The sequence below is a fragment of the Cupriavidus sp. U2 genome, from assembly GCF_009663685.2.
In the GTDB taxonomy this organism is placed as follows: domain Bacteria; phylum Pseudomonadota; class Gammaproteobacteria; order Burkholderiales; family Burkholderiaceae; genus Cupriavidus; species Cupriavidus necator_C.
The window spans coordinates 13,105-36,213 of sequence record NZ_RCOG02000036.1; the positions used below are offsets into that span (position 1 = coordinate 13,105).

The window sequence follows — 23,109 nt, forward strand, 5'->3', positions numbered from 1 at the left end:
TGCTCGATGTACTGGCGCACGATCTCGATGGGTAGGCGGCATGCACGCGACCATTTTGCCGATAAATGCGCGGCCCGGTCGCTACCGGGTATCAGCGGTGTAGTCGCGTATCTTTTGCCGAAACTGCACTCTTGTTGATCAATCTGCTGAAATCCCGGCGAGGGCCTACGGTGACGCAAAGTGTCAGATTCAGTACAGACTTCGAGCCGAAGTGACGCTTTTATTGAGCTAGGAGTTAAACCATTATAATTCCACTATGTTTTAGCAGATGATGTCACAGGCTATCCCCCTCGATGATCTTCAAGGCGTGCTCAAGTGCTTTGCGCGGTGGGCATTTCGGGCACTCATCCAAGGTTGCCGTCATGCTCTGCAATGCGATCTCGCGACACTGTGCTTGCATTTGAACGACGTCAACATTGTGGCAATGACTGAGAGAGGCGAGGCGCTCCAGCTCAAGCTGATCCAGCCATTTTTCCGTACCCCTCGGGTCGGTCTTTTGCATCGCCAGCGCGGGCACGTCTTGCGAAAACCATACCTTGGTGGTCAGTACGTCGTAAACGGGGGAGAGCCGCGGGCGCATGACATCGTCATAGACCAAACCAAAGTTTTTCATATGTGCATCGCCGTTGCGTAGTGCGTCGTTCATCATGACCAGTTTCAGCATGGCCACGTAATCTGTCGCCTGGTCGTCTGGATGTACGAAGAAGCGGATCATCTCAAACAGGTGTTCAATCGATCCGTTATATTTCCCACTACGAAACAAGCCCGACAGCGCACATGCATCTTCGAATCCGCGACGTGATCCGTCAGGGGCGATATCAAATCGGCTCGTCGTCAGTGACGTGCGATCCGGGCTTATTTCAATCGCCGGAACGTCTAGTCCCGCTGCCGAGCATGCTTTCAAGCATGCATACTCAACCAAACTCGCGCCCACATAATGAGGCGAGTCGAATTTAACGATGGAGCCGTGCGCGGCGACAGTCCCAGGGCGAGTATTTTCCGTCTGAAATGTCGACATCTTTGGCATGACGCCAGACACGCCAAACATCTCTGGGGATGTCTTCAGAATTTCGGTCAGCCGCTGTGCCGCACCCTCTGTTCTGGCGGCATCCAAAATTTTTTGTTGAAGCGTGGCGTCCGAGTCGAGCGCGCCGCCGAAAGTATTGCGGCCGATAGTGTGACGACCGACAAGACGGAGCAGCGACATATCGTTATCAACGTCGATATGCTTGGCGAAGCGGGTTCTAATGGCTTCCAGCACGATGCCTTCGGGCAGGGATATCTGAAAGGGTGGGGGCACCCCGTTGTATCCAAGATACTCTTCTGCTAGCGCGCTGGGCGGCATCAGTAGCGAGACTGCCATTTGATCCGGGACATCCGGAAGGTAACGAAAATCAATCAGGCCCGTCTTGATGTCTTCACTGAGCAAGCCGACAGGATAGTCCGAAACGAAAACCTCGAGTTCGCTACTCATTGAGATACTTTGTTCAAGAGATTCGTCTGGAGCATTGCTTGACGCTCCCGCTCCGCTCGCATCATTTCCCTGAGCGTGGGGCGACGCCTTATGTTGCTTTCCGGGTAGGAAACTGGGGCGGTAAAGGACGCCGATCCCACGCGCTGCCGGCTGGATAATTTCGCCTGGAGCATTGCCTGGCGCTCCCGCTCCGCTCGCATCATTTCCCTGAGCATGGGGCGACGTGGTGGCGTGGCGATTGCCGGGTCTGGTTGAGAGGTAAGGTTCACGCCGACCGCAGCCGCCACCAGGAGCAGATTCAACGTCGAGACGCTTTGACCGCTCTCGATTGCAATGACGGTTGCCCGAGACACGCCCACTTTCTGGGCGATGTCGGATTGCTTGCTACCTTGTCGCTCGCGCTCGGAGCGCAAGACTTCCCCGATCTTGCGCCGCATTTCGTCCGCTTTATCATGCAGCTGTCGTCGATGGTCCATTTGACCCCTTACCGGGCGGATTCGTCAGATGTGATGTCAACAATAATTGACATCCAATTTTATGTCAATTTTTTTTGACATTCAGAACTAGGCTCGCGCTTCGAGGCGATAGACACAATGCCTCGCGCCCGCACTGCCCATGGCAACGGCGGAAGCAGCCGCTACCTGGATACGTGGAACGCGAGGACTTGATTCACACACCGGCGGGGACCACGTGCTGCGCATGTCGCGGCGCCTCCGAAATCCTCGCCGAAGGCAAGTCCGAACCACTGGAACCGGTCCGGGCACGGCTACGTATCATCCGACATCGGCGCGTGAAGCTCGCCTGCACGGGATGTAATCATCATGCAGGTTCCCGCACCCCCGTCAGGGTCGATCGTTTCGATGGCGCTGGACGCCCACCGGCCGGGCCATGGTCAGCTGGTCAGAACGCTCGTGAGCCGCGTTATCTCGGCAGCGGCGGCGGCAGTCCCAGGTGATCCCGCAATGTGTACCCTTCATAGTCGCGCCGAAACACGCCGCGCTCTTGCAGGATCGGCACCACTTCGCGGGCGAAGTCGTCGAGGCCGCCCGGAAAGTAGGCAGGCATGATATTGAAGCCATCGGCAGCGCCGGCACGTACCCATTCGATCATGTGGTCGGCCACCTGGACGGCCGTGCCGACCACGATCTGGTGCCCTCGCGCACTCGCCACAAGGTGATAGAGCTGACGCAGCGTCAGCCCGCGCTCGCGCGCCAGCCTGATCAGCAGTGCACTGCGACTATGCACGACCACATCGGTGGACAAGGGTGGCAACGGCGCATCGAGCGCGAAGCCGGACACATCGATCGCCAGTTGCTCGGACAGGATGGCCAGGGCATTGGACTGGTCGGTGAACGATTGCAGTTGGGCCAGCTTTTCGTGTGCCTCGGCCTCGGTGCGACCGATGATCGGCATCAGGCCCGGCATGATCAGGCAGTGCCGCGGATCGCGTCCCGCTGCGGCCACCTGCCTGCGCAGGCCAGTGGCGAACTCGATGGCGGACGCGATGTCCTGCTGTGCGGTGAAGACGACTTCGGCATGGCGAGCGGCCAATGCCTGGCCGGGGCCCGACGAGCCGGCCTGGATCAGCACGGGCTGGCCCTGCTCGCTGTTCGTGACGTTGAGCGGACCGGCGACGGAAAAGTGCCGGCCCTCGTGGTTCAGCGCATGCATCTTGCCGACGTCGATATAGACGCCGCGTTCCTTGTCCTGAATGTACGGGTTGGGATCCCAAGAACGCCAGAGTCCCTTCACAACCGAAACGAATTCTTCGGCAATGGCATAGCGTTCCGCGTGATCGGGATGACGGCTGCGGCTGAAGTTCACCGAACCATCCGCGAACGTGGTGACGATGTTCCAGGCGGCGCGGCCGCGCGACAGCTTGTCGACCGTGGCCAGCGTTCTTGCCAGGTTGAATGGCTCGCTGTACGTGGTCGACGCGGTGGCTGCCAGGCCGATGCGGGTGGTCACCATCGACAGCGCGGCAAGCATGGCCAACGGGTCGGGGCGCGTAATCATCGACGGGTGAGCGTCGGCGGAAGTCAGCAGCCGGTCGCCGAAGAACACCATGTCGAACATGGCCCGCTCGGCGGCCTGCGTAATACGCACGACGAGATCGATGTTCTCGGTGCCGGATTCGGCGCCCGGGTAGCGCCAGCCGGCGGCATGGTGGCCCGCTGCGAGCAGGAACAATCCAAGTTTCATGATCGCGTCGGCTCAGTTGCCCTGGGCGGTGCTGTCCTTGACGACACGCGCGGCAATCTCGTGCACCTGGCGGATACGCTGCGCCGTCTGTTCGGGTGTCAGCGTCTGCACGTCCACCTGCACGCGGCTCAGGGCCGCCACCGTGTCAGGCTCGGCGAGGATCTCGCCGATCCACTGGCGCAGTTTCGCCAGCACCTCTGGTGGCACATTGCGTGGCGCCGTGATAAAGAAAGCCCCGGCCAGCGAGTCTTCCCAGCCCTTGACGCCGGCGTCGCGGATGCTCGGCACGTTAGGAAGATCCGGCGAACGTGCGCCGCCAAAATACGCCAGCGCCCGCAGCTTGCCTTGCTTGATGAACTGCGTGCTGAGCGGATCGAACACCATGTCCACGTGTCCGGCCACCACGTCGGCCACGGCGGGGGCACTGCCTTTGTATGGCACGTGGCGAATGTCGATATTGGCCAGCCGCTTGAGCAATTCCCCGGCCAGGTGCCCCGGCGTGCCGTTCCCCGAGCTGGCGAACGTGATCTTGCCCGGGTTGGCGCGCGCGTAGGCAATCAGCTCCGGCAGCGTGCGGATCGGCAGTGAAGGGTTGATCGCCACCGTTGCCAGCGAGTTGCCGATGTAGGCTACCGGCACGAGATCGTGGAACGGATCGAACTTCACGGTCATCAGCTGCGGCGCGATGGCCAGGTTGCCGATGGACGTATTGAGCAGCGTATAGCCGTCGGCCGGTGACGACGCCACGTAACCCGCACCGAGCGTGCCGCCTGCGCCGGCCTTGTATTCGACCACCACCGGTTGCCCGGCCTTTTCGGCGAGCCGCTTGGCGATGATCCGCGCGACGTTGTCATTGGTGCCGCCGGGCGTATAGGGCACCACGTAGTTGATCGGTTTCGACGGAAACGGTTGTTGGGCCGCCGCGCTCACAGTGGCGACATGGAGTACGGCGGGTATCGCCAGTACGGATAGCGCGACGCGCAGGGCGGTGGGGCAGGCGGGGAAGCGCATGACGATCGGGAGGGGACGCAGGAAGGTTTGGAAGCCGGAGTGAATGCGTGAAGCAGACCGGTCATCGTAGGTGGATACGCCTTGGCCCGGAACTGCCGATTTGTCATGTCGTTAGCCGCTCTGGTGATAAGCGGCCGGGGGCTCGGAACGATGTCAGGCCGCGTGGTGGTGCTGCTGTGCGTCGATCTGCCGTGCACCGTCGCGCAGCAACGGAATCAGCGCACGGCCGAACTCGACAGCATCGGTACGCGGATCGAATCCGCGAAACAAGAAGCCGCTGATGCCTGCGCGGTAGTACTCCAGAATCGATTCCGCCACCTGTGTGGCCGTGCCGACGATCGCGGTGGTGTTGCCGGGGGCGTTGGTGGCCTTTGCCACGCCCATGAACAGCCGCTTATCGAGCACGTCGCCCTGCGCGGCCTGTCGCAGCAGGCGGCGAGAGCCTTCGTTCTCCGCACTGGCGGACGGCGTATGGCCGCCAAACACACGGGAAGCCGGGCTCCATAGTCCGACATCCCGCGTCGCTTGCTCGATCTCGCGCGCGCGTTGCCACGCTTCATGCTCCGTCGCCCCGAGAATCACCCGGATGGAGATGCTGAACCGGGGTCTGCGCCCGAGCGGCCGCGCCGCATCGCGCACGGATGCTGTCAGCTCCCTGGCGCCGTCGAGTGACTCGCCCCACAGCGCGAAAATATCGGCGCGTCGGGCCGCAACGGCGATGGCAGGTTCCGATGCGCCACCGAACGAGATGGGGATGGCTGCCTGCAAGGGCTTGAGTTCCGAGAAGGCATTCTCGAAGCGGTAATGCGTGCCTTCGTGGCTGAACGGTTCACGGCGGGTCCAGACGTTGTGAAGGATTTCGAGGTATTCGTCCGTGCGGGCATAGCGGTCGTCATGCTCGAGATAGTCACCATCGCGGCGCTGTTCGGCGTTACGCCCGCCTGTGATGATATGGATCAGCAGGCGCCCGCCCGTGTAATGATCCAGCGTGGCGAGCTTGCGAGCCGCAAGGGTGGGCGAGAGGAAGCCAGGCCGATGTGCCAGCAGGAACTTCAACCGCTTTGTGACGCCTGCCGCCCGGGCGGTCGTCAGGAAGTTGTCGGCCCAGCCGGAGTTGTGCGGCAGCAGTACCCCGTCGAAATCCGCCGCTTCATGCTCGCTGGCGCGCTGCTCGATGTGAGCGATATCGAAGGCTGGCCCTTCCGCCGGGATGACCTCCGAAAACAGACGCGGGTAGAGCGTCCCATACAGTTCTACAGGCATTGTGCGTCTCCGGTGAGAATGGGTTCAGATCGAGGCCGTCCCGGCCGCGTTCGGAGCCAGGGTCGCCGGATGTGGCGGCCGCTTCAGCCCAAGGTGATCGCGCAGTGTGGTGCCCGTGTACTCGGTGCGGAACAGGCCCCGACGGCGCAGTTCAGGCAGCACCAGGCGGATGAAGTCATGCAGGCCGCCCGGCAGAAACGGCGCCATGATGTTGTATCCGTCCGCGCCATATCGTCGGAACCGCTCCTCGAGCTGGTCGGCGATTTGCGGGGCGGTGCCCACCAGCTGCCAGTGACCGCGCGCACCGGCCACCCGCTGGTATAGCTGGCGGATGGTGAGGTTTTCGCGGCGCGCGAGGTCCACCACCAGCCGCTGGCGGCTTTTGGTCCCGTTGGTTTCGGGCAGATCCGGAATCGGGCCGTCGAGAGGATATGAGGACAGGTCAAAGCCGCCGGTCAGGTTCGACACCAGCGTCAATCCCACCACGGGATCGATCAGCGCCTGCAGTTGTTCAAATTTCTCCTGTGCTTCGGCTTCCGAATCCGCGACCACCGGGAACACGCCCGGCATGATCTTCAGATCGGCGGGCGTCCGGCCGTGACGGGCCAACCGCGACTTGAGGTCGGCATAGAACGCCACGGCCTCGTCTAGCGTCTGCTGGGCGGTGAACACGACCTCTCCGCAGCGCGCGGCCAGTTCCTTGCCGGCTTCCGACGATCCGGCCTGGACGACGACAGGGTGTCCCTGTGGCGGCCGCGAAACATTGAGCGGCCCCCGCACCTGGAAATGCTCGCCCTTGTGGTGCAGGACGTGGCGCTTGTCGCGTTCGAAGTAGATGCCGGCGGTCTTGTCGCGCACGAAGGCGTCGTCTTCCCAGCTATCCCATAACCCTGCCACGACGTCCACGAATTCGGTGGCGCGCGCGTAGCGATCGGCGTGCAGAAGGTTGTCGTCACGGTTGAAGTTGCGGGCTTCGTGATCGTTGCCCGTGGTGACCACGTTCCAGCCGGCGCGGCCACCGGACAGGTGATCAAGCGACGCGAACTTCCGGGCGACGTGATACGGCTCGTTGAACGACGTCGACGCCGTTGCCACCAGGCCGATGCGGTCGGTCACGACCGACAGCGCCGACAGCAACGTGATGGGTTCGAACTGCGCCTGATAGTTGTGGGCCACCCGACTCAGGAATTCGACGTTGTCCCCGCGCGTGCCGACGCCGTCGGCCAGGAAGACCAGATCGAACTTGGCGGCTTCCGCTGCACGGGCAAGGTCTGCGTAAAAGCGAAGATCGGTGCCGCCATCGGCCTGCGCCTGGGGATGCCGCCACGCGGCGATGTGATGGCCCGAAGGGTACAGGAAGGCCCCCAGGCTCAATTGACCGGTACGTTGCGACATGTCTGGAGAAGTCTGGCACGAAAGAGTCTCTCAGCGTAACCAATCTCGGTTGCATGACTAAGCGCGAATACCGCATTTCGATACCGCTGTCAGCCTTTGATGGATATTCGGATTTAAACCGCAGGCGCAGGAGCGGCGATCTGCATTGCATATGCGTCAGGGTGGCTTTTCCATATCCGTAATCGGTCGTTTGTGCGGGAGGCGTGGATCCGGGAGCAGATCAGCGTTCCCGTCGCGGCTGGACCCCGGGATGCCGAGGTATTGGCTTCAGACCCGGTATGCCGCAACCTCAAGGCGCACGCGCTCCATCTCGTACGGGATGAAGCGCGGCGCCATCTGGCAGTTCAGTGAATATGATTTTGTCTAGGGGCTTCTGAAATGTCACCCCGCCCGCTACATTCAATGTCAGTCTGAGCGTGCTTTTTGTGCGGGGGCATGTTCTTTCTGGGCTTTATTGGTCGGGCGGTGGCGCTGGCCGGACGCGCCTGGGCTGGGTGCAGAGTGGGGCGGTTGCCTGGCGGCGGGCAAAGTTAAAATGTCCGCGGCGCGCGGATTCAGCGGGGCCGCAACCAGCGCACGCTCCAGATCCAGCCGGTTGATCAGCCGCTGGCGCTTGACGTTCAGGGGCACCTTGGCCGGGCGCGGCGGTTCGCCCAGGAGCGTGCGCGACGGGCCCGCCTGATGCCGGCTGTCAAGTAGCGCCTGCACCTGTGCGGCGATAGCCAGCATAGGTGGTGTAGAGCAGGGACGCGCCCTCGATCCACAGCTCGACGCGTCCATCCGATACTCGGCCACCTCGATGTAGCGATGGATCAGGCGCCGATGCTCGGGCCGATCTTCGATCAGGTACATCACCTTGGCGTACTGCAGCGTCAGGCTCTGCGAGACCTTGCGCCATTCGCGCCAGCTGAAGATGCGCGCCAGGTCTTCGTCACCACGCAGCGGCCGGTGTGCATCGAAGTCGCGCTTCGGCACCTTGGCAAAACGCGCATTGAAGGCGGCGATAAAGGTCGGCGCATAGGCATTGGCGGCTTCCATGCTGGAGATGCCGCGCAACCGTAGCTCCTTGACCAGCCGGTCCTGCAGGGTGACGTTCATCCGCTCGACACGCCCCTTGGCCGGGCTGGAATTGGCACACAGGATGTCGATATTGAGTTCGAACCGGGGCCGCCCGAACTGCGTATACCCGCCCCTCGGCGGCATCCTTGGCATTGACGCGGAAGATCCCGGCCTTGTCCGAATAGAACGCCATCGGCTTGCCGTAGCGCTCGACATAGGCGCGCGTGGCGATGAAGTACGCCGGTGTCGATTCGGTCGGCACGAAACAGCAACTGCATCAGGCGGCTGGTCGCGTCGTCCACGTAGACCAGCAGCGTGCAGGCTGGCGCCAGGTCCTCGAACCAGGCGTGGTCGCTGCCGTCTATCTGCAACAGGCGCTACGCCAAATCAATAGCCACTGGTCCGCCGGTCGGCTCGCTTTCTGGCTTCCTCGGCGTGCTTGTGTCCTTCGTCTTTCGCAGTGAACTACGTGCCTTGCTGACCCGTTCCAGCGCCAAATCGTCGCCCTGGTGGTCGCGCAGGTCGGCAACGCTGCGGGTGGCGGCGCTGAACCGATCCATGCGGCGCGGGCTCCGACCATCGTCCCAAACATCCTCCGCTTCGTCGCCCAGTGCGTCCAGGTCCAAGTCCGATTTGATGCGGTGGCGCAGCGGGGCGATGTTTTCCGCCTCATTGCGTGCCGGACGATCGTGCAGGCGTCGCGCCTGTTCGTCGTCCATGTCTGGCGCTGACAGGATCGCGGCGCGCTTCTCGTCGCGCAGAATCGGCGCGGATTGCGCGTAGCTCGGCCACTTTCGCTTCATCCCGCACCACTTCCAGGCGATCGCTCCTCCCATTGGGGCGGCGTCATGCGCAAAGCGTTGGCTACTCGGACGGGCAAACCGGGTGGTCGTGTCTGTATCAACTGGCCAGAACCGGGGCCATTCTTAGCGTGATGGCATCAAGTTAGCTGTGGAGATTCAGCACTCCTAGGGGCGCGGCGGGCACAAGTTCTACGACGACGCGGGTCCTACTGGATAGGGACTCGCGTTGAGGATAATACGAAGAATCGCCGCTCCGGATCAGAGGAATGCTGGCGATGCGTCACCCCTTTCGAGGGATGCGCTGCAGTAAGCACTATGCCAATCTTCGAGGGCCGAGCGATCGGCCCTTTGCATTGATGAGCCACGACCACTGCGGCCGTGACTCTTTTTTTTGGCCGGGCGGTCTCTAGAATGAAGTGCAACACCCTGATGTTAGGGTGTTGGGATGAGACAATGCTACAGTCAACTGGGTATCGAAGAGCGTAACTGTATTCATCGCCTGCTAAACGAGGGGTGCAGCCTGCGTCAGGTCGCGAGAGTGGTGGGGCGAAGTCCGTCGACTATTTCACGCGAGGTTGCCCGGGCCGGAGGTCGTCGTTCCTACGATGCTGCGAGCGCGCAGGGTATGGCGCTGAGACGGCGTCGACGTGGGCCGCGCAAGCTGGCAGCAGGCACGGCGCTGCTGAAACTGGTGAGAGCATGGCTGCGCGTGGGCTATTCACCGCAACAGATTGCAGGCAGACTCCGGCGCATGTATGCCCACCAGCCGGAGTTCCATGTGTCCCACGAGACGATCTACTGCGTGATCTACGCCACGCCGCGCGGTGAGCTGCGCCGCGAGCTAATCGGCAGCCTGCGTAAGGCCCACAAGGAGCGTCGTTCACGGGGCGCGTGGAACGATCGCCGAGGCAAGCTGCAGGATATGCGCTCGATCCACGAGCGGCCCGAGGAGGTGTTCGATCGGCTGGTGCCCGGACATTGGGAAGGCGACCTGATCAAGGGCGCGGGCAATCGCAGCGCAGTGGCGACGCTGGTGGAACGCAAGACGCGCTTCGTGGTGCTGGCGAAGATGGACGGTTGCGGGGCGGAGGCAGCGCTGGAGGCGTTGACCAAGAAGTTTCGTCGTGTGCCGCTGGCGCTTCGCAAGAGCTTGACCTACGACCAGGGCAAAGAGATGGCGCATCACGCAGAACTGACCAGGCGAGTCAGTATCGAAGTGTTCTTTGCCGACCCGCACAGTCCGTGGCAGAGGCCAAGCAACGAGAACATGAACGGACTGGTTCGGGAGTATCTACCGAAAGGCGACGATCTATCGGTCTTCTCGCAGGGGTACTTGAACAGAGTCGCGAAGGCGCTGAACTATCGCCCTCGGGCGGTTCTCGACTTCGCCACTCCCGCCGAAGCCATGGCCGAAGAGATCAACAAATTACGAACTGGTGTTGCATCTCAGACTTGAAACCGCCGGGTCATTCTTCTCACGGTGCTGAGCCTCTGATTGGCTTGAATTTGGCGGCGACAAAAATTTTATAGAAAAATATATCGTTAGAAGTGCCGCCGTTGAATATACCGCCAATGTCGTCTTCTTCATGATGACCCTGATGTATTCGTTGCGTTATATGCTAGAACGGATGAGGTTTTGTTTGCCACCCCCAAGAGGTCTGGTGCGCGATTACATTTTTAGAAATCTGCTATTAGAATGATGAAATCGCTCCGATACGGCGCTGCCCTCATTTGCGTCGTCGCTGGTGTGGTTTTCGCTGTGTTACATATGCACCTTGTCGTATTACGGCACCGATTCACGGCGCGCGTTTTTACTGACCGAAGGGACAAGCTACGCCATATGCAAACGTCTCCGGGTGAACCATTCGCTCGCCCTTTGCACTACCAACTGCTTATCACGAAATCGCCGGGGCCCAGTCCTTGCGCGAGCGCGCTGACGCCGTTCTGTGGATCAAGTCCCAGATGGCCCGCCTCGGGCTGACGTACGAGCACCTCCTGGCGGCAGGCTGCTTCGAGGCTCCCGGCGTGGCCGGAGACTCTGCCTCCGGCGCGGTCCGGTTCCGGGACGCCGATGGCCACGTCTGGAATGGCGTTGGCGATCTGCCGGATTGGCTGCAGCGCGCCGTCAATGCCTTGCAGTCGATCGAGCATTTCCGCGTCGAGCGAAAGGCTTAGCTTGGGCGGAAGGCCGTACCCGACCCATCCCGGCCTTTGATGAACGAAGATTGGATGTCCAATGTCAACGTCAAATCGGACGCTGGCCGCAATTGGGCCGATGATGGTGCGAATGTAAGCATCACATTCGCTTAGCCACGCGGGTTTCCGGGCAGCGTGCCCTCGCCACGTAGCAAGTTCGTAGCAGTGGCGTCCGCATCCCGGCCGATCTCCACCGTGAAATCCACGGGCGGCGGCATCTCGAACCCCCGCACCACGCCGTACAAGTCCAGTGCACAGAAGCCTCTCTGGAGGATCTCGGCCAGCACCAAGGGCGGCGAGATGCCCGGCAGCGGCGTCTCGATTGTCAGTTGGGTCGCGCTCAGCGTGTAGGGCGCCCCCAGCCAGTGGCGTACCAACAGCGGGCAGTCGATCAGGTCCTTGTCGTGCGGCAAGATCAGCGCACGGGTGCCGCGGCGCAGCAGGATAATGTCCATGGCGGTGGCTCGATGGGAGCGTGCGGGAGACATTTCATCGTAATCCGGTTGCGCGGTGTTCGCTAGGGCACCCATATTCCTGAGGAAGTTTTCCGAAATTGCTGCATTGCGGACGTGGGGCGTGCGACGTTCGGGGCCTACAGTCGTCTGCAGGCGGACGGGAAAAGGGCGAGGGGTCGCAGATGTGGGTGTGGGACCGAGAAATAGCCGAAGCGCGCCGGCGCGTGAGGGAGCAGGTGCGGCGCGTGCGCGCCACGCGTCAGGACGGCGGCGATGTGTTCCTCGCGGAACGGGTGTTGCGCTACCTCTGGCGTAGCTATGGCGCCATGATCACCGGTCGACGTGTGTGGGCAGATCGGCATCCTTCCGATCATGCCCATGCAGATTGGCGATGAATTTCAAGAGCGCAGGCACAACTTTTCCAAAAGCGCCAGGTGCGTCCGATCGACGGCAAGCGATTGGCGCAATAGCCGCAGGACCTCCAACGCGAGCGCGCAGTCCAGTTCATGGGCCTGAAGCCGTCGGATCAGTGCAATTTGACGTCGGACGCGCGCGCGGGCGTTCACCACATGGAGCAGACCGAGTGTCATGTGTGCTTCATACATCATTCTCGCGTCGCTCGAAGCCATCCGGAAGTCTTTTAGACAAATTGCGGACTGTGCCGCCAGTCCTTCTAGGATAGGCGTGCAACAGCCGATCTACGTGCTGCACGCCGGCGCTTGAGGGGAAATCTTGCCTTCATAAAGGAGCCCACAATGCTACCCGGTCAATTCCGTACATCGTGCTGCTGGAGCGCCGCTGCAAGGACTTGCGTCGGGATTGCGAACGCCAGCAGGCCGCGGTAGAGGCGCTGCAGCGTCGGGGGCCTAGATGCTACCGACGCGGGCGCGGCGATGGCCGGCCTGACGGCCACCCTGCAGGCCCTTGAATTGCGCCTCCAGACGTTGCGCGGTGGGTCGCCCTATGTCGGCTATGTGAGTCCGCGGTGCCCACCAAGGTGAGCGGGCCCAAAAGAATACCCACCGCAGGTAGCGCGGCAGGTTACGACGGGCCAAGGGGAGGGCCGATACAGCGGAAATTTGGTTCGACTCGGCGAATTGCGTCCGATTAGGCAACTGAGCGGCCGGTGAGGAGCATGCCCGGTAGCGGGGGTGCCGTGCAGGAGACGCGCCCCCCGCGGACTCTGCTGTGTCTGCGCCTGGGCTATGCGGAACTACGTCGCTGCGGCATGAGAAGCTCAGATAGTACCAAGTAGAAGGTCAACGGCAAGATGTCCTCGCTGCAGGCAAGCTGTATGGGCCTCCGCGGAGGACGGGTATGGAGATGATTGACAGTAAGGTCCACATAAATACGGACTCTCTGCATTCGCTGGCTCGCCGACTGCCACGCGGTATCCCCAACTGTGGTGGCCGGGTAGCTCCTCATCGACATCAATCTGAAACACCGCCATATGCAGTATCAGTCCCCGATACTGCTCCACTTTTCGTATGTTGAGCGTGTCCATGACGAAGACCCCCGATAGTAAAGTCCGTGCGAGGCACGCCCAGCGTCACATCTGTCTCAGCGTCGATCGCCCTTTCGTGACATCGTGCGCGCTGCAACTCAATGTTGATGCCCGACGCTGTCCTACGCCCCGCAAGCCCGTGGGAGCGAGGAATGGCTGATGAACGCAATAGTGCCGAATGCAGAAACTGGATGTCGAGCGGCAGCAAATGGCCGAGATCGGAAGCCCAACGGCAACCTGTCCGCGCCGCGGCGCCAAACTTCCGTAGCCGACCCTAAGCTGCCTATCGCAACCGTTCGAATGAATGTCGGTTCTAGTGTTAGCAAGCGACGATCGACGATGGCTTACTCGCTGCGCTTCTTCTGCATTTTGGCGAGTCCTTTGAACTTCTCTATCAGAAAGTCGATAAACGCTCTGGCTCGTGCCGTTTGATTGCGACGTTGAGAGTAGTAGACGAATAAGTCAGCCGACGGCAACTTGTAATCCGGTAGGACAACTCTCAGCCTGCCGCTTTCCAGATACTTGGCGAGGTCCCATTCTGACCGAATCAGGATGCCATGCCCGTCCAAGGCCCAGCCTAGAACAATATCGCCGTCGTTGCTCGAAAGTGCACCGTTGACCTTTATGGTTTCCGGGTGTGAATCGTGGTCGAAACGCCAGACACCGTAGGCGCTGTCATTTTGTCGATGAATGATGCAACGGTGTTGTGCCAGGTCTGCGAGCGACTGTGGCGTACCGAATGTCTCAAGGTAGCGGGGCGACGCACATAGAAATCGGCGATTGGACATGATCCGCCTTGCCGTCAGGCGCCGGTCGGGAAGCTCGCCGAACCTGATGGCCAGATCAATTCCGCTGTCAACAAGGTCCACCGGCCGGTCGGTGACCTCCAGTTGAACCTCCACATGGGAGTACCGTTTCGCAAATTCGGACACCAATGGGGCAATAGTCGTCCGGCCAAAACCCAACGTCGCGTTGACGCGCAATGGGCCGCGCGGTTCAGCACTACTGCTGCTGACGACGTTTTCCATTTCCCGCAGGTCCGCAAGGATCCTGGTGGCATAGGAAAGGTAGGTCTCACCTTCATTGGTTAGGCTGATACTCCGGGTGGTTCGATTAAGAAGCCGAACACCGAGCCTTGATTCCATCAAGTTGAGACGTTTTGTTGCGGCTGGCGGAGTGATGTCGAGTTCACGTGCCGCCCCCGACAGCGACCCTAGCTTCGCGATGAGGACGAAAAACTCAAGTTCCGAAGCAAGTTCAGTTTTCACAATGATTCAACAATGTTTTGACTGCAGTTGAATTCTAAAACAGATTGGTGCGCCTAAGCTACGGACTCCCACGCTGGTCGCGTGCGCATTCCGTGTATTAGGAGACACATTGTGAGAATCGTAGAAATCCGCGAGAAGACTTTCCCCATCAGCTCGCCTATCCGCAACGCCTACATCGACTTCAGCAAGATGACCCTCAGCCTGGTTGCCGTGATCACCGACGTGATCCGTGACGGCAAGCCGGTCGTGGGCTACGGCTTCAATTCCAACGGCCGGTACGGTCAAGGCACGCTGATGCGCGAGCGCTTCATCCCCCGCATCATGGAAGCCGACCCGGATTCGCTGGTCGACGCCACAGGCAACAACCTGGATCCCCACAAGATCTGGGACACCATGTTCAAGAACGAGAAGCCGGGCGGCCACGGTGAGCGCTCCGTCGCCATCGGTACGATCGACATGGCGATCTGGGATGCCGTTGCAAAGATCGAGGGCAAGCCTCTGTTCCAGTTGCTGGCCGATCGTTATGGCAATGGCCAGCCGGACCGCAAGGTGTTCGTGTATGCCGCAGGCGGCTACTACTACCCGGGCCAAGATCATAGCAAGCTGAAGGACGAAATGCGCAGCTACATTGATCGCGGCTACACCGTTGTCAAGAAGAAGATTGGCGGCGCGTCGCTGGACGAAGACCTGCGTCGCATTGACTCGATCCTGAGCGTGCTACAGGACGGCCAGAAGCTGGCCGTTGACGCCAACGGCCGTTTCGATCTGGACACCGCAATCCAGTATGCCAAGGCACTTTCGCAGTACGACCTGTTTTGGTACGAAGAGCCGGGCGACCCGCTGGACTTCGAGCTGCAGGCCACGCTGCGCAATTACTACGATAAGCCGATGGCCACCGGTGAAGATCTGTTCTCGATGCAGGACGCCCGTAACCTCATTCGCTACGGCGGCATGCGCGCGGACCGCGACTGGCTGCAGTTCGACTGCGCGTTGAGCTATGGCCTGGTGGAGTATCTGCGCACGCTGGAAATGCTCAAGGAGCACGGTTGGTCGGCTAGCCGCTGCATTCCGCACGGTGGGCACCAGATGTCGTTGAACATCGCTGCAGGTCTGGGCTTGGGCGGCAATGAGAGCTACCCGGATCTGTTCCAACCTTTCGGCGGCTTCCCGGATGGCGTCAAGGTCGAGAAGGGTTACCTGACGATGCCCGATCTGCCTGGCATCGGATTCGAAGGCAAGTCGGACCTCTTCAGCGTCATGCAGCAACTGTCGGCCTAAGCCGCAGCAATACCTAAGAAAACATAAACGGAGACAACCATGTGGATTAAGCAAGCGGCAGTCCGTGCCGCAACCTTCTGCCTTGTCAGTGGCTTTTTCCTCGCCCCGAGCCTAGCCCGGGCCGAGTATCCGGAAAAACCTGTCACACTGGTTGTCCCGTTTGTGGCCGGCGGCCCGAGCGACAAGATTGCACGCGACGTTGCGGAGTCGCTGCGTAAGACGCTCGGCACCACGGTTGTCGTCGAGAATACAGCAGGTGCTGGCGGTACCATCGGCACCGCACGGGTGGCACGCGCAAATCCTGATGGATACACACTGCTGGTGCATCACATCGGACTCGCAACTGCCCCAGCGCTATATAAAAAGCTCGGATACAAGAACTCGGATCTCGAGTTCCTTGGCCTGATAAACGAAGCGCCTTCCACGTTGATTGGGAAGCTCGCTTTGCCGCCGAACAACGTGGCCGAACTTCGCAAGTTCATCGCTGCCAACGGTGGCAAGCTGAACCTCGCCAACGCGGGTGTAGGCTCCGCCTCCCATCTTTGCAGCCTGTTGTTGCAAAGCACGCTGAAGAGCGACATGACCTTTGTGCCATATAAAGGCACAGCGCCCGCGATGTCTGACATCATGGGCGGCCAGGTCGATCTGATGTGCGAGCAAGCCACCAACAGTACGCCACAAATCGAGGCCAAGAAGGTCAAAGCATACGGCGTAACTAGCCCGCAGCGTTCAACCGTCCCCGCCTTGGCAAGCATTCCGACGTTTAGCGAGTCCGGTCTTCCTGGATTCAACTTTACGGTTTGGCACGGGCTCTACGCGCCCAAGGGCACTCCCCCGGCAGTACTGGAGAAAATTAACAAGGCGCTGCGTGCGGCATTGAAGGATCCGGCGCTCATCAAGCGCGAGGAGGCACTTGGCATTACGGTTGTTGCCGATGATCGCCTCTCACCGGCTGGGCACAAGAGATTCTTCGACGACGAAGTGAATCGCTGGACGAAGGTCATCAAGGACGCAGGCATTCAACCAGAGTGATTGCTTAGCGTCCGCATCTTGAGCGGTGCCAGTTAAGGGACCGCTCGCTTTTAAATTGTGACCAATCGCCGGACGGCCAAGCGCTCTCGCTGCCGTCCGAGGGCCCCTGTTGTCCGAAATTGGCGATTGCGTTACGAATCGCACATGCAGGAGACAGACCGTGCGGCCTTCCTTCTTTAAGAAGCATCTTTCAAAGCTATACGTCCAAGTTCTGATTGGCATTATTGCTGGCATCCTCCTAGGACACTTCGCACCGGACATCGGCCAGCAACTGAAGCCGCTTGGTGACCTGTTCATCAAGCTCATCCGGATGCTGCTGGCGCCTATCATCTTCGCGTCGGTTGTCGTTGGCATCGCCCGGATGAACGACATTCACGAAGCCGGTCGGGTCGGCATGAAGGCCGTCATCTACTTCGAGATCGCATCCTCAGTCGCGCTGGCAATCGGGCTAGTCGTTGTGAATGTATTCAAGCCAGGTCACGGCATGAACATCGACCCCGCGCACCTCGACGGTGGCGCGATTAAGGCCTACACAACAGCTGCGGAACACCATTCGCTGCTCGACTTCTTGATGAGTATTGTGCCGAACACGGTGGTCGGCGCATTCGCCAACGGGGAGATGTTGCCGATCATCTTCTTCTCGATGCTTCTGGCTATCGCGTTGGCACGTTTGGGCCCCCGCACTGCGCCCTTCGTCGACATGCTGGATATGTTCCTTCATGCCATGTTCGGTGTCGTACGAATCGTCATGCACGTCGCGCCCATTGGCGCCTTCGGCGGCATGGCGTTTACCGTCGCGAAGTATGGGATCGGTACGCTGGCTTCCTACGGCGAACTGATGCTGTGCCTCTATCTGACATCGGCAGCGTTTATTGTCTTTGCGCTCGGCGCAGTCATGCGCGCCTCTGGGCTTTCGCTGTGGAAATTTCTGCGGTACATCAAGGACGAGATATTCGTCACGCTGGGGACTGCTTCGACGGAGGCAGTGCTTCCGCAGATGTTGGTCAAGCTCGAGAAACTCGGCTGCGCCAAGCCCGTGGTAGGGATGGTTCTGCCGACCGGCTACACGTTCAATGCTGACGGAACAGCCATCTATCTCACGATGGCAACGATCTTCGTGGCGCAAGCCATGAACATCGACCTTTCGATCTGGGATCAACTGATTGTCTTAGGCGTTCTCCTCTTGACCTCCAAGGGATCCGCGGGCGTCGCTGGAGCTGGATTTGTTGCGCTCGCCGCGACACTTGCCTCGATGAACAAGATTCCCGCTTCTGGGCTGGTTCTCCTGCTGGGCATCGACCGGTTCCTCAACGAGGCACGCGCCGTGACCAACCTCATCGGGAATGGCGTCGCCACTATCGCCGTTGCTCGCTGGGAGGGCGCTATCGATATGGAGCAGGCCCAGGCAGTCTTGAATGGCCACCAAGACGATGATGTCACGGAAGAGGCCAATGCCGGCGATCCTCCGCCGGCCATCCCTCCGCGGGCACATCAATACGACTTGTAACGCACGCGCCAAGACCGCACGCGCCAAAGCAACATCAAGGATCCGACATGACCACAAAGACCGCCGCCACTAGCCTGCGCGAAGCAGCGCTTGATTACCACCAGTTCCCTTCCCCAGGAAAGCTGACGGTCGCGCCCACCAAGCAGTTGCTCAATCAGCGCGATCTGTCCCTCGCCTACTCGCCGGGCGTTGCCTACCCATGCGAGGAGATCGTTGCCGACCCTCTCAATGCGGCGCGCTATACAGCGCGTAGCAACCTGGTTGGCGTTGTTACGAACGGCACCGCTGTACTCGGACTGGGGAATATTGGGCCACTGGCGGCGAAGCCGGTAATGGAGGGCAAGGCTGTTCTGTTCAAGAAATTCGCCGGCATCGACGTCTTCGACATTGAACTCAATGAGAGCGATCCCGAGAAGCTGGTAGAGGTGATCGCCGCGCTCGAGCCTACCTTTGGCGGCATTAATCTCGAGGACATCAAGGCTCCGGATTGCTTCACCGTGGAGCAAGGCTGTCGCTCGCGCATGAAGATTCCGGTGTTCCATGACGATCAACACGGTACTGCCATTGTTGTCGCGGCCGCCATTGCGAATGGGCTGCGCGTGATTGGCAAGCACATGGCTGAAGTCAAACTGGTAGCCTCGGGCGCAGGTGCGGCCGCGCTAGCGTGCCTGGATCTGCTCGTCGATATGGGGATGCCGATCGAGAACATCTTTGTGACCGATCTCGCCGGCGTCGTTTATAAGGGACGCGCAGAGCTCATGGATCCTCACAAGGAGCGTTTCGCCCAAGAAACCTCGCAGCGCAAGCTCTCCGAAGTGATTGCCGATGCAGACATCTTCCTCGGGCTGTCGGCCGGTGGCGTGCTGAAGGAAGACATGGTCAAGGTGATGGCCCCACGGCCGCTCATCTTTGCTCTGGCCAATCCGACTCCGGAAATCTCGCCGGAGGCTGCGATGGCCGTACGGCCGGACGCCATCCTCGCAACGGGCCGCGCTGATTACCCGAACCAGGTCAACAATGTCCTGTGCTTTCCGTTCATTTTTCGCGGTGCACTGGACGTGGGCGCGACGACGATCACGCGCGAGATGGAAATCGCGACGGTCAACGCCATCGCTGAGCTGGCGAGGCAAGAACAAAGCGACATTGTTTCATCGGCCTACGGCATCAAGGATCTGAGCTTCGGGCCAGAGTATCTGATTCCGAAGCCTTTTGATCCCCGCCTCATTGTGAAAATTGCGCCGGCAGTCGCGCAAGCCGCGATGGATTCCGGCGTCGCCACGCGCCCAATAGAGGATATGGAGGCGTATCGTCAACACCTCCAGCAATTCGTCTATCACAGTGGCAGCGCGATGAAGCCGGTGTTCCAGGCGGCCAAGGCGGCGGAGGCAACCCACAAGCGCGTCGTGTTTGCCGAAGGCGAGGAGGAACGCGTACTACGAGCTGTACAGATCGCCGTCGATGAACAGCTTGTAATGCCCATCCTGGTTGGCCGCCCCGCGGTCATCGAAAACCGTATCGAGAAGCTTGGATTGCGACTTCGCGCTGGCACCGACTTCACCGTTGTCAACCCGGAACAAGACGTACGGTACAAAGATTTTTGGCAGTCGTACTACAAGAAGATGTCGCGCCGGGGTATCAGCGAGCAGATGGCCCGCCTGGAGATGCGGCGTCGCACCACCCTGATTGCCGCCATGCTGGTCGAGAAGGGTGAGGCGGACGGCATGATTTGCGGGACCGTTAGCACCCCTCATCGCCATCTTCATTTCATCGATCAGGTCATCGGCAAGCGGCCGGGCGCAAACGTGTATGCCGCATTGACCGGTTTGGTGCTTCCGGGACGTCAGGTTTTCATTGCTGACACGCATGTAAACCTTGACCCTTCCGCAGAGCAACTTGCGGATATCGCAATCATGGCTGCGGAGCAGGTACGGCGTTTTGGCATTGAGCCGAAGATTGCCTTCGTCTCCCACTCAGACTTCGGCACAAGTGACTCTCCGTCCGCACAGAAGATGAGGGCCGCCCTCCAGCTCTTGCGGGAAAAGGCGCCCGGCCTATTGGCGGATGGCGAGATGCACGCTGATGTGGCGCTCGATGCGAGTCTTCGAAGGACCAACTTCGAGTTCGGCTTCGAAGGCGACGCTAACGTACTCATCTTGCCCAACATCGACGCGGCAAACATTTCATACAACTTCCTGAAGGCAGCCGCCGGCAACAACGTAGCAATTGGCCCCATCCTGCTCGGCGCCGCCAAGCCGGTTCACGTATTGACCGAATCCGCTACCGTGCGACGGATCGTTAATGTGACGGCGCTGCTGGTAGCTGAGGCTGGCGATCATGAACACTCCAAAGTCTAAGAGGGGCGCGATATGACAATGGAAGAAACGTTTTCACCTATGGCCGCTGCCCATCGGCTCGCATCGGCATCGCTTACCGGCTTGGCGCTGAAGGCGCTGCCGGAAGACGAGCGTCCGAAAAACCTAGTGCAAGCCTACGCTGTCCAAGCAGCCTTGGTGGAGAAGCTTGGCGAGGGCGTTGCTGGCTGGAAGCTCGCGGGGGCATCTCCACGCGGTCTGCGTGGGGAGCTCCCAAACTCCCCAGCAACTGGAATACTCCTTCCCTCGCGCGTGGTTGGGTCCGGGGCGGAAATCCAGATCCCGCCCGGCCGAAATGCCACGATGGAAGTGGAGGTGGTATTCCGATTTGGTCGGGAAGTGTTGCCGGCCGAGGAGCCGTTTGATACTTCCATGCTTGACTGTGCAATGCTGGCCGTGGAAGTCGTTTGCAGTCGGTTTACGGATCGCAAGTCCGTTGGCCAGGCCAGCTTCGTCGCAGACAACATCGGCTTCCACGCTCTCATATGCGGCGATGAGCTCCAGCCTGTCACTCAATCCACGTTCGACGATGAGGTTGGACTTTGGCGAGACGGAGAGCGCATCGCTGTCGGGCTCCAGGGCGAAGATCGTACCAAACCGTTCCTTTCGCTCGGATTCCTGTGGGAGTCGCTTGGTAAGCGAGGCGTGGTTATGCCCTTAGGGGCAGCAGTTACTACGGGTTCTTTAACGGTACCCGCCGATGTTAGCGGGAGGGGGGATTTTGAGGCTCGACTGGGGAATGCAAAAGTGAGGTTTTCATTGACCTCGAGCGATAGTTTTTGAACTGCATGCGAGCCCTAGCGACTCAGTGTGGCCGGTTAGAGGGTGAGAACAGACCTACGGTCACTATCTTCAAAAGGCCGCAACTGGCCGGCCTCGGTCTTCAGTCTACCTGCGCAGGGGTTGCCGTCGCCATCGGCGACTTCCGACCCTTAGCGGGAAGGAGCCGGGCGTGCCTCGGGATGACCATCCGCGTTCCAATACGTCTAGTTCCTACCTCATTTCCCTGATCATAGTTACCTGACGCTGCAATGCTGCGGCCTGGGTGGGAATCCGTCCATGGACCATGTTCGACTCCACGGTCATAGTTTCCCTCGGAAACTACAGTGCCATTTTCACGGTATGCGACGAATAGGCCGTGCCTAATCCACCGACTGCCATCGGAAGCGAGGTACCAAGAGTAACGATATTTGACGGCGCCGTTCTCGTATAAGATCTCCGCGATTTCGAAATCAGCCATGCTATTCTCCGGCGCGCCCATAGCGCTTGTCCGAGCGTCTTGTCTGTCAAAGCATATCAGTCACTGTTCTTGGCCGAATCCGACCGCCCAAGGCGCGTCCGTCCATTACATAACGCTCCCCACACTCTGACTCTTGGAAGTCGCAACCGATTCCTCCGGTCTAACCACCGATGCAAAATCCAACAAAATTACCTTGAAATCTACGTCCTTCGACGTGTACCGCCTGATCGGAATCCCCGCCGATTCCAGCACCTGATTCTTCTGCCCATCCCGCTTCTTCGCCCGCGCGCTGCCATGCGAAGCGCCGTCAAGCTCGATCACATACAGCGGTCGCATTGTCCCGCGTTCACACACGAGATAATCGACGTACTTCTGCGAGAAAAGACTCCGGGCGCCGTACTCCTTCCCTTTGTGCTGCACGAAAGACGACATGGCCACCTGTGGAAACACATGCGCGTTTCGCAGGGCAATGACTAACCGTTCGTAGAGATAGATTTCGTCGTCGCGCATGAATGGTGCCCTGCGGGAAAACTGATAGCGCTGCGAAGACCCGTCCCGGCGACGCTTTGTCTTCATCGCGCCTAGCACGATAAAGACGAGCGCCATGAACAACGCTAGGCCGAACAATGCCTTCATATGACCCCTCGATATTTTTGCTCTGTGCGCCGCATTAGCTGGCGATATCGGTGCCCGGAGGCCCGACCGCCGATTATGGCGAGAGGACTATAACCTCGCATGCCCCAAACGGAGGGTTCCATCCACACTTGCCAAAGCGATCACAGCACTGGAAGAGGCAATCCTCGCAGGAGGCCGGCCTTCGCTGCCCCAAGGCAATGGCGGGCGTTGTCTCAGGATTGTGTGCAATCGAGGCGAGCATGTCGACCGGCGGCTATTGGCTGTGGATTCAACCGGTCGTAGCAATACCAAGAGGGGTGACGATACGGAACTCCCGTTGGATCGATCCATCGTCTTGACGCTTGCCAAGCCCTCGCTGGGCAGGATCTCGGCCTAGGGGACTGACTGTCACTGGTGACAGTCGAGGCGAGAGCA

Annotated in this window: 20 protein-coding genes and 1 pseudogene; 7 read left to right on the forward strand and 14 right to left on the reverse strand. The window is 60.2% G+C overall.

Features of this window, described 5'->3' with window-relative positions:
• Positions 1-274 precede the first annotated feature (274 nt).
• Together D9X30_RS28905 and D9X30_RS28910 are read right to left on the reverse strand one after the other, a co-directional pair.
• Entirely contained in the window at positions 275-1,474 is a 1,200-nt protein-coding gene (locus tag D9X30_RS28905) for a type II toxin-antitoxin system HipA family toxin (protein ID WP_153950054.1), read from the reverse strand.
• On the reverse strand, positions 1,471-1,950 hold the full coding sequence (locus D9X30_RS28910) for a helix-turn-helix transcriptional regulator (RefSeq protein ID WP_153950053.1): 480 nt from the start codon (positions 1,948-1,950) through the stop codon (positions 1,471-1,473). Before D9X30_RS28910 ends, D9X30_RS28905 begins: the two co-directional genes overlap by 4 nt.
• Positions 1,951-2,123: 173 nt before the next feature.
• On the opposite strand from D9X30_RS28910, the gene D9X30_RS28915 reads away from it, so the two are divergent.
• Positions 2,124-2,429: an IS66 family transposase zinc-finger binding domain-containing protein gene (locus D9X30_RS28915; RefSeq protein ID WP_157779565.1), complete on the forward strand. Its 306-nt coding sequence runs from the start codon at positions 2,124-2,126 to the stop codon at positions 2,427-2,429.
• On the opposite strand, the gene D9X30_RS28920 is transcribed toward D9X30_RS28915, so the two are convergent.
• The 7 genes and pseudogenes from D9X30_RS28920 to D9X30_RS28950 all read right to left on the reverse strand — a co-directional run bounded on the left by D9X30_RS28920 (position 2,396) and on the right by D9X30_RS28950 (position 9,207).
• Positions 2,396-3,676, reverse strand: coding sequence for an LLM class flavin-dependent oxidoreductase (locus D9X30_RS28920; RefSeq protein ID WP_061958606.1), 1,281 nt, complete (start codon positions 3,674-3,676; stop codon positions 2,396-2,398). The two genes, D9X30_RS28915 and D9X30_RS28920, sit on opposite strands and share 34 nt — an antisense overlap.
• A gap of 12 nt (positions 3,677-3,688) precedes the next feature.
• Positions 3,689-4,687: a Bug family tripartite tricarboxylate transporter substrate binding protein gene (locus tag D9X30_RS28925; RefSeq protein ID WP_061958605.1), complete on the reverse strand. Its 999-nt coding sequence runs from the start codon at positions 4,685-4,687 to the stop codon at positions 3,689-3,691.
• Positions 4,688-4,840: 153 nt separating this feature from the next.
• Positions 4,841-5,950, reverse strand: a complete 1,110-nt coding sequence (locus D9X30_RS28930; RefSeq protein WP_061958604.1) for an LLM class flavin-dependent oxidoreductase — start codon at positions 5,948-5,950, stop codon at positions 4,841-4,843.
• A 24-nt stretch (positions 5,951-5,974) separates the two neighbouring features.
• Entirely contained in the window at positions 5,975-7,345 is a 1,371-nt protein-coding gene (locus D9X30_RS28935) for an LLM class flavin-dependent oxidoreductase (RefSeq protein WP_153950051.1), read from the reverse strand.
• A gap of 405 nt (positions 7,346-7,750) precedes the next feature.
• Positions 7,751-8,074: a hypothetical protein gene (locus D9X30_RS28940; RefSeq protein ID WP_228771109.1), complete on the reverse strand. Its 324-nt coding sequence runs from the start codon at positions 8,072-8,074 to the stop codon at positions 7,751-7,753.
• Positions 8,043-8,778, reverse strand: a pseudogene (locus D9X30_RS28945) (ISNCY family transposase); the annotation flags it as partial. The gene D9X30_RS28940 and the pseudogene D9X30_RS28945, both read right to left, overlap by 32 nt.
• Positions 8,779-8,781: 3 nt before the next feature.
• Complete coding sequence (locus D9X30_RS28950; protein ID WP_153950050.1) at positions 8,782-9,207, reverse strand: hypothetical protein; 426 nt, start codon at positions 9,205-9,207, stop codon at positions 8,782-8,784.
• Positions 9,208-9,652: 445 nt separating this feature from the next.
• Between D9X30_RS28950 and D9X30_RS28955 the strand changes: the two genes are divergently transcribed.
• Positions 9,653-10,663 carry an IS30 family transposase gene (locus D9X30_RS28955; protein WP_249641116.1) on the forward strand — a complete coding sequence of 337 codons (1,011 nt, stop codon included), beginning with the start codon at positions 9,653-9,655 and terminating at the stop codon, positions 10,661-10,663.
• A gap of 425 nt (positions 10,664-11,088) precedes the next feature.
• On the opposite strand, the gene D9X30_RS29910 is transcribed toward D9X30_RS28955, so the two are convergent.
• The 4 genes from D9X30_RS29910 to D9X30_RS28975 all read right to left on the reverse strand — a co-directional run bounded on the left by D9X30_RS29910 (position 11,089) and on the right by D9X30_RS28975 (position 14,630).
• Complete coding sequence (locus D9X30_RS29910; RefSeq protein ID WP_502799699.1) at positions 11,089-11,358, reverse strand: hypothetical protein; 270 nt, start codon at positions 11,356-11,358, stop codon at positions 11,089-11,091.
• A gap of 155 nt (positions 11,359-11,513) precedes the next feature.
• Entirely contained in the window at positions 11,514-11,858 is a 345-nt protein-coding gene (locus D9X30_RS28965) for a hypothetical protein (RefSeq protein ID WP_153950047.1), read from the reverse strand.
• A gap of 398 nt (positions 11,859-12,256) precedes the next feature.
• Complete coding sequence (locus tag D9X30_RS28970; protein ID WP_153950046.1) at positions 12,257-12,448, reverse strand: hypothetical protein; 192 nt, start codon at positions 12,446-12,448, stop codon at positions 12,257-12,259.
• Between the two features lie 1,258 nt (positions 12,449-13,706).
• Entirely contained in the window at positions 13,707-14,630 is a 924-nt protein-coding gene (locus D9X30_RS28975; protein ID WP_249641117.1) for a LysR family transcriptional regulator, read from the reverse strand.
• Between the two features lie 111 nt (positions 14,631-14,741).
• Between D9X30_RS28975 and D9X30_RS28980 the strand changes: the two genes are divergently transcribed.
• The 5 genes from D9X30_RS28980 to D9X30_RS29000 all read left to right on the forward strand — a co-directional run bounded on the left by D9X30_RS28980 (position 14,742) and on the right by D9X30_RS29000 (position 21,602).
• On the forward strand, positions 14,742-15,908 hold the full coding sequence (locus tag D9X30_RS28980; protein WP_249641119.1) for a mandelate racemase/muconate lactonizing enzyme family protein: 1,167 nt from the start codon (positions 14,742-14,744) through the stop codon (positions 15,906-15,908).
• Between the two features lie 39 nt (positions 15,909-15,947).
• Positions 15,948-16,940 carry a tripartite tricarboxylate transporter substrate-binding protein gene (locus tag D9X30_RS28985; RefSeq protein ID WP_153950045.1) on the forward strand — a complete coding sequence of 331 codons (993 nt, stop codon included), beginning with the start codon at positions 15,948-15,950 and terminating at the stop codon, positions 16,938-16,940.
• 160 nt (positions 16,941-17,100) lie between these two features.
• The gene (locus tag D9X30_RS28990) at positions 17,101-18,447 is read left to right on the forward strand and encodes a dicarboxylate/amino acid:cation symporter (RefSeq protein ID WP_249641118.1); all 1,347 of its coding nucleotides are present in this window, start codon (positions 17,101-17,103) and stop codon (positions 18,445-18,447) included.
• Between the two features lie 47 nt (positions 18,448-18,494).
• The gene (locus D9X30_RS28995; protein ID WP_153950044.1) at positions 18,495-20,801 is read left to right on the forward strand and encodes an NADP-dependent malic enzyme; all 2,307 of its coding nucleotides are present in this window, start codon (positions 18,495-18,497) and stop codon (positions 20,799-20,801) included.
• Between the two features lie 12 nt (positions 20,802-20,813).
• Positions 20,814-21,602 (forward strand): hypothetical protein, encoded by a 789-nt coding sequence (locus D9X30_RS29000; RefSeq protein WP_153950043.1) that lies wholly within the window; start codon positions 20,814-20,816, stop codon positions 21,600-21,602.
• Positions 21,603-22,164: 562 nt separating this feature from the next.
• On the opposite strand, the gene D9X30_RS29005 is transcribed toward D9X30_RS29000, so the two are convergent.
• Entirely contained in the window at positions 22,165-22,695 is a 531-nt protein-coding gene (locus D9X30_RS29005; RefSeq protein WP_153950042.1) for a DUF2726 domain-containing protein, read from the reverse strand.
• Positions 22,696-23,109: the final 414 nt, after the last annotated feature.